The sequence below is a fragment of the Streptomyces sp. NK15101 genome, assembly GCF_020400725.1.
GTDB lineage: Bacteria > Actinomycetota > Actinomycetes > Streptomycetales > Streptomycetaceae > Streptomyces.
Genome location: NZ_JAINVG010000156.1, coordinates 1 through 8,194, shown reverse-complemented (window position 1 = coordinate 8,194; position 8,194 = coordinate 1). Strand labels below are relative to the sequence as shown.

6 protein-coding genes are annotated in these 8,194 nt (G+C 73.5%); 3 read left to right on the top strand and 3 right to left on the bottom strand.

The features are described 5' to 3' along the window. The first annotated feature begins 241 nt into the window (after window positions 1-241). Window positions 242-1,849: a serine protease gene (locus tag K7G60_RS37655; protein WP_225805470.1), complete on the top strand. Its 1,608-nt coding sequence runs from the start codon at window positions 242-244 to the stop codon at window positions 1,847-1,849. A gap of 86 nt (window positions 1,850-1,935) precedes the next feature. On the opposite strand, the gene K7G60_RS37650 is transcribed toward K7G60_RS37655, so the two are convergent. Continuing rightward, a complete protein-coding gene (locus K7G60_RS37650; protein WP_225805469.1) occupies window positions 1,936-3,255 on the bottom strand; it encodes an aminotransferase class I/II-fold pyridoxal phosphate-dependent enzyme in 1,320 nt (439 codons plus the stop codon). 45 nt (window positions 3,256-3,300) lie between these two features. On the opposite strand from K7G60_RS37650, the gene K7G60_RS37645 reads away from it, so the two are divergent. Together K7G60_RS37645 and K7G60_RS37640 are read left to right on the top strand one after the other, a co-directional pair. Then, window positions 3,301-4,590, top strand: coding sequence for an MFS transporter (locus tag K7G60_RS37645; RefSeq protein ID WP_308083211.1), 1,290 nt, complete (start codon window positions 3,301-3,303; stop codon window positions 4,588-4,590). 23 nt (window positions 4,591-4,613) lie between these two features. After that, entirely contained in the window at window positions 4,614-5,510 is an 897-nt protein-coding gene (locus tag K7G60_RS37640) for a hypothetical protein (RefSeq protein ID WP_225805468.1), read from the top strand. 70 nt (window positions 5,511-5,580) lie between these two features. On the opposite strand, the gene ptsP is transcribed toward K7G60_RS37640, so the two are convergent. Beyond that, window positions 5,581-7,251, bottom strand: coding sequence for a phosphoenolpyruvate--protein phosphotransferase (gene ptsP / locus K7G60_RS37635; RefSeq protein ID WP_225805467.1), 1,671 nt, complete (start codon window positions 7,249-7,251; stop codon window positions 5,581-5,583). Between the two features lie 80 nt (window positions 7,252-7,331). Beyond that, entirely contained in the window at window positions 7,332-7,781 is a 450-nt protein-coding gene (locus K7G60_RS37630) for a PTS glucose transporter subunit IIA (RefSeq protein ID WP_225805466.1), read from the bottom strand. Window positions 7,782-8,194 lie beyond the last annotated feature (413 nt).

Below are 8,194 nucleotides of genomic sequence, written 5' to 3'. Positions count from 1 at the left end.
GCCGCCCGGTCCCCGCAGACCCGGTAGGCGTAGTGGTACAGCACGCGTGCGTGCTCGTCGTACGCCTCGCCGAGCGCCGTGGGGTCCCCGGCGCGGAAACGATCTCTCATAGGTGATTCCACATCTGGCACTGGGCGGTGGTTCGCCGGGGTTCCCGTGACCTGGACCACAGGCCCCACCGCACGCCCCCGGTGTGGCCCAGGTCACGGGAACGCCCCGCCCGCCGCGAGCAGTGCTGGGCATGAACGATTCCTCGACACCGCCCCGCGCCCCCCGCACTGCCGGCCGCCGCACCGCCCTGCGCACCCTGGCCCTCGCCGGCGTCCTCGCGGGCACGACCCTCTCCGTCCTGCCCCCGGCCGCCGTGGCGGCGTCCGGCACCCCAGAGACGTACACGCTGACGATCCGGCACCTGGACCGCGAGGGCCGTGCCACCCGCGGCTACCGCACCCACGTGGCCGGCATCTCGGGCCCGGGCGCGCAGGAGGAGGCCGCTCCCTACGACGAGTCCGGTACGGTCACCGTCCGTCTGCCCAAGGGGCGTTACCTGCTCGACTCCATGCTGTACGGCCCCGATCCGGCCACCGGAACCGACTGGGTCGTCCAGCCCCGCCTGGACCTGGACGGCGACAGGACCGTCACCGTCGACGCCCGGACGACCGCCCCGGTGGACGTCCGTCCGCCGGAGCCGGACGCGCGCCGGCTGAACGGCATCGGGTTCGTCGAGGTCACCCACGAGGGGACCACCCGCTCGGCGAACATCATGACGGCCCGCGAGGGCCTGCGCGTGGCCCACCTCGGCCCGGCCTCGGAACCGGGTTCGGTCAAGGAGTGGTTCGACACCTACTGGTCCGGCGCGCGCGCCGACTACGTGCTCGGCTACACCTTCACCTCCGGCCGCGCCCTGACCGGCCTCGTCCGGCACCCGACGGCCGACGAGCTGGCCACCATGAAGATCCGGGGAGCCGCCCCCGAGGGCGCGAGCGGCACCGGATTCGTCTCCGTCCAGCCCAGCGCGGGCCCCACCGTCGGCCTCGCCCAGTCCCTTCAGCTCCCCGCCACCGCGACCGTCCTCGTCACCCCCGAGCGCGGTCTCTGGGACGTCACCTTCACCGGCCCGGCCGCCCCCGAGACACCGCCCAACCGCTACGAGGCGAACGGAATCGCGGTCCACGCGGGCGCGACCAGCACCCACACCTTCGGCAACGCCGTCTTCGGCCCCGCCCTCGACACGAGGCCCGGAGCCCGCCCGGCCGGCGTCCGCGACGGCGACGGGATCGCGCTCGACATCCCGCTGCTCGCCGACGGGGACGGCCACGCCCCGAGCGCACCGCGCTTCCGCACCGCGACCGCCACGCTCCATCGCGACGGCGTCCTGATCGGCACCCGTCGGGGCGAGCCCGGCCGCGCCGAGTTCACGACCACCCCCGGCGCGGCCTCGTACCGGCTGACCGCCTCGGCGACGCGAGGGGACGGCGCGGCGGCCGGCGGGCGCGTCACCGCCTCCTGGACCTTCACCTCGGCCGCCGCCGCCCGCCCGGCGGCACTTCCCCTCAGCACCGTCCGCTTCGCCCCGGACCTCGCCCTGGACGGCACCGCCGCGGCGTGGGTCCCGCTCCGCGTGCCGGTCACCGTCCAGGGCGCGGCCGCCGAGACCGGCGTCCGGTCCCTGACGGTGTCGACGTCCGTCGACAACGGCGCCACCTGGACCCGGGTTTCCGTCCGCGACGGCCGGGCGGAATTCCGCACCCCCGGCCCGGGCAGGTCCGTCTCGCTCCGCGCCGAACTCACCGACACCGGGGGCAACACGCTCACCCAGACCCAGCACAACGCCTTCCGCACCCGCTGAACCGACACCGACCGGACGCTCCGGGGAGGGCCGATCCCTTCCCGGAGCGTCCGCGCGTCACGGACACGAGAGCGGCCGTCGCGCCGTCACCCGCCGTACGTCGCCTGGGCGTCCCCCAGGACCTCGGCGAAGTCCGCCGCGAGGCGCAGAGCGTCCGTGGGCGCGAGCGTCGCCGTCGTGATCCGTACGGCCGGCGGGGCCGCGATGCGGAACCGCGCCCCGGCGGCGACCCACCAGCCCTGCGTCCGCAGCCCGTTCACCACCGCCGACTCGTCCCGCACCGGCACCCACACGTTCAGACCGCTCGCCCCGACCGCGCGGATCCGGTACGCACCGAGCGCGCCGACCAGCGCCGCGCGCCGCTCCGCGTACGCCTCCTCGCCGGCCGCCACCAGATCCCGTACCGCCCCGTCGGCGAGGAGGTCGGCCACGGTCTCCTGCAGGACGTGACTGACCCAGCCCGAGGTCATCAGCATCCGCCCGTCGTGCCGGGCCAGCGTCACCGCGTCGCAGGCGACCCCGGCCCAGCGCAGGTCGATGCCGAGGTGCTTCGACACGGTCCGCACCTGCGCCCACCGGTTCAGCCCCGCCGCCGCGAGCGTGTACGCCGCGGCCCCGCCGACCTCCGCGTTGTGATCGTCCTCGACGACGAGTACGTCGGGGAACTCCCGGAGCACCGCCACCAGTTCGTCCCTACGCGCGCGCGTGAAGAACGCTCCGGTCGGACACTGGCCCCGCGGACTGCACACCACCGCGCGCGCCCCGCCCCGCAGCGCGGCCCGCAGCGCCTCCGGCACGAGCCCCTCGCCGTCCACCGCCACCGGCACCGTCCGCAACCCCAATGCGGGCACCAGGTCGAGCAGATGGTGGAATCCGGGGTCCTCCACCGCCACGGCGTCCCCGGGCCGCAGCTCCGTCGACAGCAGCCGCGCGATGCAGTCGAGGGCGCCGTGCGCGAACGTCACGTGCTCCGCCGGCACCCCGTCCCGCTCGAACCACGCCCGGGCCAGTTCCTCCAGGTGCGCCAGCCGCGGGGCGGCGCGATGGGAGCCGTACACCGGGGCGACGGCCGCCGGGGGCCTCAGTACGGGGAGGAACGCCGGGTCCGGATGTCCGCCGGCCAGGTCGACCAGACCGGCGGGCACGCGCGGCGGACGCCGGGAGGCCACCGACGGCACCTCCGCGACCACGGTCCCGCCCCGGCCCCGCGTGACGATCAGGCCCCGCTGCCGCAGCTCCTTGTAGGCCGTGGCGACGGTCCCCGGACTCACCCCCAGCTCGTCGGCGAGCCGCCGCACCGGCGGCAGGGCGTCGCCCGGGGCGAGCCCGCCCTCGGACACGCCCCGCTCCACGGACGCGGCAATCCCCTTGGCCGTCGCCCCTTCGATCGCATATTGTGCTGCCACGTAATCAAGTATGTATCAATACAAAGCAGTTCGCAAGGGGGACCCATGAGCCGCAGCACCGCACGAACCGCCCGCCCACCCCTCAAGGACCGCATCCCCGGCGGCACCGACGGCCGCCGCATGCTCCTCGTCGGCTTCATCGACAAGTGCGGCACCGGACTCTGGTCCACGGCCGTGGCCCTCTACTTCACCTACGTCACCGGCCTCGGCCTCGGCCAGGTCGGCCTCCTCATCGCCCTCTCCGGCGCCGCGGGCATAGCCGGCGCCCCCCTCGGCGGCCGCCTCGCCGACCGCTTCCCCCTCGTCCGCGTCATCATCTGCACCCAACTTCTCCGCGCCGCCGCCCTCCTCGCCCTCCTCACCACCGACGACTACCTGCTGCTCGTCCTCTTCTCCGCCGCCGGCGCCCTCCCCGACCGCGCCACCAACGTCCTCACCAAGCTCTACGCGGCCCGCGTCGCCGGCCCCGACCGCGTCCGCTACCAGGCCATCAACCGCACCACCTCCAACCTCGGCTGGACCCTCGGCGGCCTCGGCGCCGCCGCCGCGCTCGCCGTCGGCTCCACCACCGCCTTCCACCTCCTGCTGATCGGCGACGCCCTGTCCTACCTCCTGATGGCCGCCCTCACCCTCCGCTGCGCCGAACCCCCCGCCCCCGCCACCTCGCGCGTCACCGCCGCCTCCACCGACCCGGCCCCCGCCACCAAGCCCTCCAACCCCTGGCGCGACCGCGGCTTCCTCGCCTTCACCACCGGCGACGCCGTCTTCTTCCTCCACGACTCGATCCTCCAGGTCGCCCTGCCGCTCTGGATCGTCCACGCCACCGACGCCCCCGTCGGCCTCGCACCGCTCCTGTTGGTGGTCAACAGCGTCCTCGTCGTGCTCTTCCAGGTCCCGCTCTCCCGCTTCGGCGCCACCACCGACGCCGCCCGCCGCCTGCTCGGCCCGCTGGCCGGCCTCTTCGCCGCCGGCACGCTCGCCCTAGCCGCCTCCGCCCTGGGCGGCCGCACCCTCGCGATCACCGCCCTCGTCGCGGCCGCCGTCGCCCTCACCTTCGCCGAGATGATCCACACCATCGCGTCCTGGGAGATCTCCGTCGCCCTCGCCCCCGACGACGCCCAGGGCGCCTACCTCGGAGTCCACGGCCTCGCCCAGTCCACCCAGCGCTTCGCGGGCCCCCTCCTCGTGACCGGCCTCGTCTCCGCGGGCCCCCTGGCCTGGCCCTTCCTCGGCGCCGCCCTGGTCGCCACCACCGCCGCCCAGAACCGCCTCGTCCGCCGGCGCCTCGCCCGGCCGTCACTGTCAGTGTCGAAGGTTACGGTGAGTGAGCACTGATCGGAGCGTCACCAGGGGGAGACATGACCCGCACCGGCACCAGCACCAGCACCGCACACCTCCGCCGCGCCCTGCGCCGCGAGGTCCCCAGCACCGTCGGACTCCTCGCCGACGAGCAGGACTTCGCCGCCATGCGCCAGTACCGGACCTTCGCCTTCGACGACCACGCCACCTACCTGCGACAGATCGAGGCCCTTCTCAAAACCCTCTCGACCCGGGGCGGCCACACCACCGTCATCCTCTTCGACCCCGAGGAGTACGCCGTCTGGTGCGCCGAGACCGGCACCGACCCCGACCACCCCGCGAGCCGCAGCCGTTTCACCGCCCACCTGGCCACCACCGGCGCCCGCGTCACCTACACCGGCCAGCCCCTCACCACCCTCCTCCCCGAGCTCGTCGACACCGCCGTCCGCCAGGCCACCTGGGAGTACGCCACCACCGTCCTCGCCACCGCCGGCGACTGCGCCACCTGCGGCAAGGACATCGGCAAAGCCGCGTACGAGCGGGCGGGCCGCCTGCTCCTACGACTCCTCGAAGCCGCGGGACCGGGCACCCACCACCTCGTCTGCAGCGTCCAGGCCGCCGACGACCAGCTCCTCGCCGTCCTCCACGCCCACGGCACCACGCCCCCCGAGGACGCCACCGGCCCGGAGTTCACCGCCGTGCTCGCCACCGGCATCGCCCTCGCGGCACCCGGCGGAATCGTCCTGCGCACCACCACGCCCGGCGCCCCCGACCGGCTCCACGGCTGGCGCCTCACCGACGGCACCCTCACCCCGCTCACCGAGGCCGAGGTCTTCGCCGCCTACTGCACCGACGCCCGCACCGGCGAGCCCCTCTCCCCGGAACCGGGCGTCGAGTACCGCGCCGGCCTCCCCCTCGCCCCCGATCCCGACGACGACTGGACCACCCACCACTGACCCCGCCCACGACGAAGGGGCTCCCCGTCACCGAGTGACGGAAAGCCCCTTCGTCGAGCACCCCGGGGTATCACTCCCCGGACAGCACCGCCTGCGCTGCGAGCCGCGCCTCGTGCGCCGTGTCCGCGGCCCGCGCCGCGGCCGCGGCACGCTCGCACTGCGCCAGCGTGTACTTGGCGAGCGTCGCCCGCACATACGGAATCGATGCCGCACCCATGGACAGGGAGGTGACCCCCAGACCCGTCAGCACACAGGCGAGCAGCGGATCCGAAGCGGCCTCACCACAGACGCCACAGCTCTTGCCCTCGGCCTTGGCCGCCTCGGCGGACAGCGCCACCAGGTCGAGCAGCGCCGGCTGCCACGGGTCCTGGAGCCGGGACACCGCACCGACCTGACGGTCGGCCGCGAAGGTGTACTGCGCCAGGTCGTTGGTGCCCAGCGAGAGGAACTCGACCTCCTGGAGGATCGAGCGCGCCCGCAGCGCGGCCGAGGGAATCTCGACCATCGCACCGAACTTCGCCCGCAGCCCCGCCTCACGGCACGCGTCGGCGAAGGCCTTCGCGTCCGTACGGTCGGCCACCATGGGAGCCATGACCTCGAGGTACACCGGCAGCCCCTCGGCAGCCTTCGCCAGCGCGGTCAGCTGCGTCCGCAGCACCTCCGGGTGGTCGAGCAGCGACCGCAGGCCCCGCACACCGAGCGCCGGGTTCGGCTCGTCCGCCGGCGTCAGGAAGTCCAGCGGCTTGTCGGCACCCGCGTCGAGCACCCGCACGACCACACGACCCTCGGGGAACGCCTCGAGAACCTTGCGGTACGCCTCGACCTGCTTCTCCTCGGACGGAGCCTTCCTGCTGTCGTCCAGGAAGAGGAACTCCGTACGGAACAGGCCGACGCCCTCGGCACCCGCCTCCACCGCCGCGGGCACGTCCGCCGGACCGCCCACGTTGGCCAGCAGCGGCACCTTGTGACCGTCGGAGGTCGCGCCCGGACCGCTGGACGCGGCCAGCGCGGCCTTGCGCTCGGCGGCGGCCTTCGTCAGCTCCGCCTTCTTCTCCTCGCTCGGCTCCACGAAGATCTCGCCGGTGGAACCGTCGACCGCGATGAGCGTGCCCTCGGCCAGCTCACCCGCGCCCGGCAGCGCCACGATGGCGGGCACACCCAGCGCCCGCGCGAGGATCGCGCTGTGGCTGGTCGGCCCGCCCTCCTCCGTCACGAACCCGAGCACGAGCGTCGGGTCGAGCAGCGCCGTGTCGGCGGGCGCCAGGTCCCGAGCGATCAGCACGTACGGCTCGTCGCTGTCCGGCACGCCCGGCATCGGCACGCCAAGCAGCCGCGCGACGATCCGGTTCCGCACGTCGTCCAGGTCCGCGACCCGGCCCGCCATGTACTCGCCGGCCCCCGCGAGCAGCTCGCGGTAGTGCGAGAAGGCGTCGTAGATACCGCGCTCGGCCGTGCTGCCGACCGCGATCCGGCGGTCGACGTCGGCGATGAGCTCCGGGTCCTGGGCGATCATCGCCTGGGCCTCCAGCACCGCCTGGGCCTCGCCGCCGGCCAGATTGCCCCGGGCAATCAGGTCCGCGGCCACGGCTTCCACGGCCTGACGGGCGCGCCCCTGTTCGCGCTCCGCCTCGTCCGGGGGGATCTGCTTGGCCGGCGGCTCCAGCACCGCCGTGCCCATGTGCCGGACCTCGCCGATCGCCACTCCGTGGCTGACGCCGACGCCTCGCAGCGTTGTCTCCATCTCACCCGTCTCCGATTGAGCGACGGCCCCGGCCGCCGCGTTGAATGTCGAACTCGCGGTCGTCACGAGGACGGACCGGCTCAGCGCCAGCCGAAGAGCACGTCTTCGGCCTTCACATCGCCGTCCTCGACGACCTCGGAGAGCGAGTCCGCGGTGGCCTCCAGGGCCACGACGGGACAGATGGGGGACTTGCCACCGGCCTCGACGTCGGCGGGGTTCCACCGGACGACGGCCTGTCCGCGCGTCACCCGGTCGCCCTTCTTGACGAGCAGCTCGAAGCCCTCGCCGTTCAGCTGGACGGTGTCGATGCCGAGGTGCGTCAGCACCCCGTGTCCCTCGTCGTCGACGACGACGAAGGCGTGCGGGTGCAGGGAGACGATGACCCCGTCGACGGGGGAGACGGCCTCCGAGGGCTCACGTACGGGATCGATGGCGGTACCGGGACCGACCATCGCACCGGAGAAGACCGGGTCGGGAACTGCGGCGAGACCGATGGCGCGTCCAGCAAGTGGCGACGTCACGGTTGTCATGGGAAGCCTCCCAGGGGCGGAGATCGTGTGGCGCCGTCACTGCCTGTCCTGGACGGCGCGTACTGTTCTGAAGCGTATGTCATGGGTAGTACCGGTTCCGCACGAGACGTACCAATTGTGCGGAGCTAGGGACTACCGGAACGATTTGCCTCTACTGACGGTGGGATGTACTGTCGTACTCCTGCCTGACCCCAACGCGGCCTTGAGTCGCGGGTCGGCAGCACCTATCAAGCCAGATCCTAACCCCAGTGGTCTACACCTCTGCGTGCTCGCAGGGGGCGTGGTCAGGGGGACCGAGAAAGCCTGGTAATGTTCAACCCCGCCGGGAACGGAAAGCGCGAATAGCGAATTCCAAACCCGGAACCCCGCTCCAGCGGGTGGCGGAAACGGAAATCGGGTCTGCTAAGCTGGAC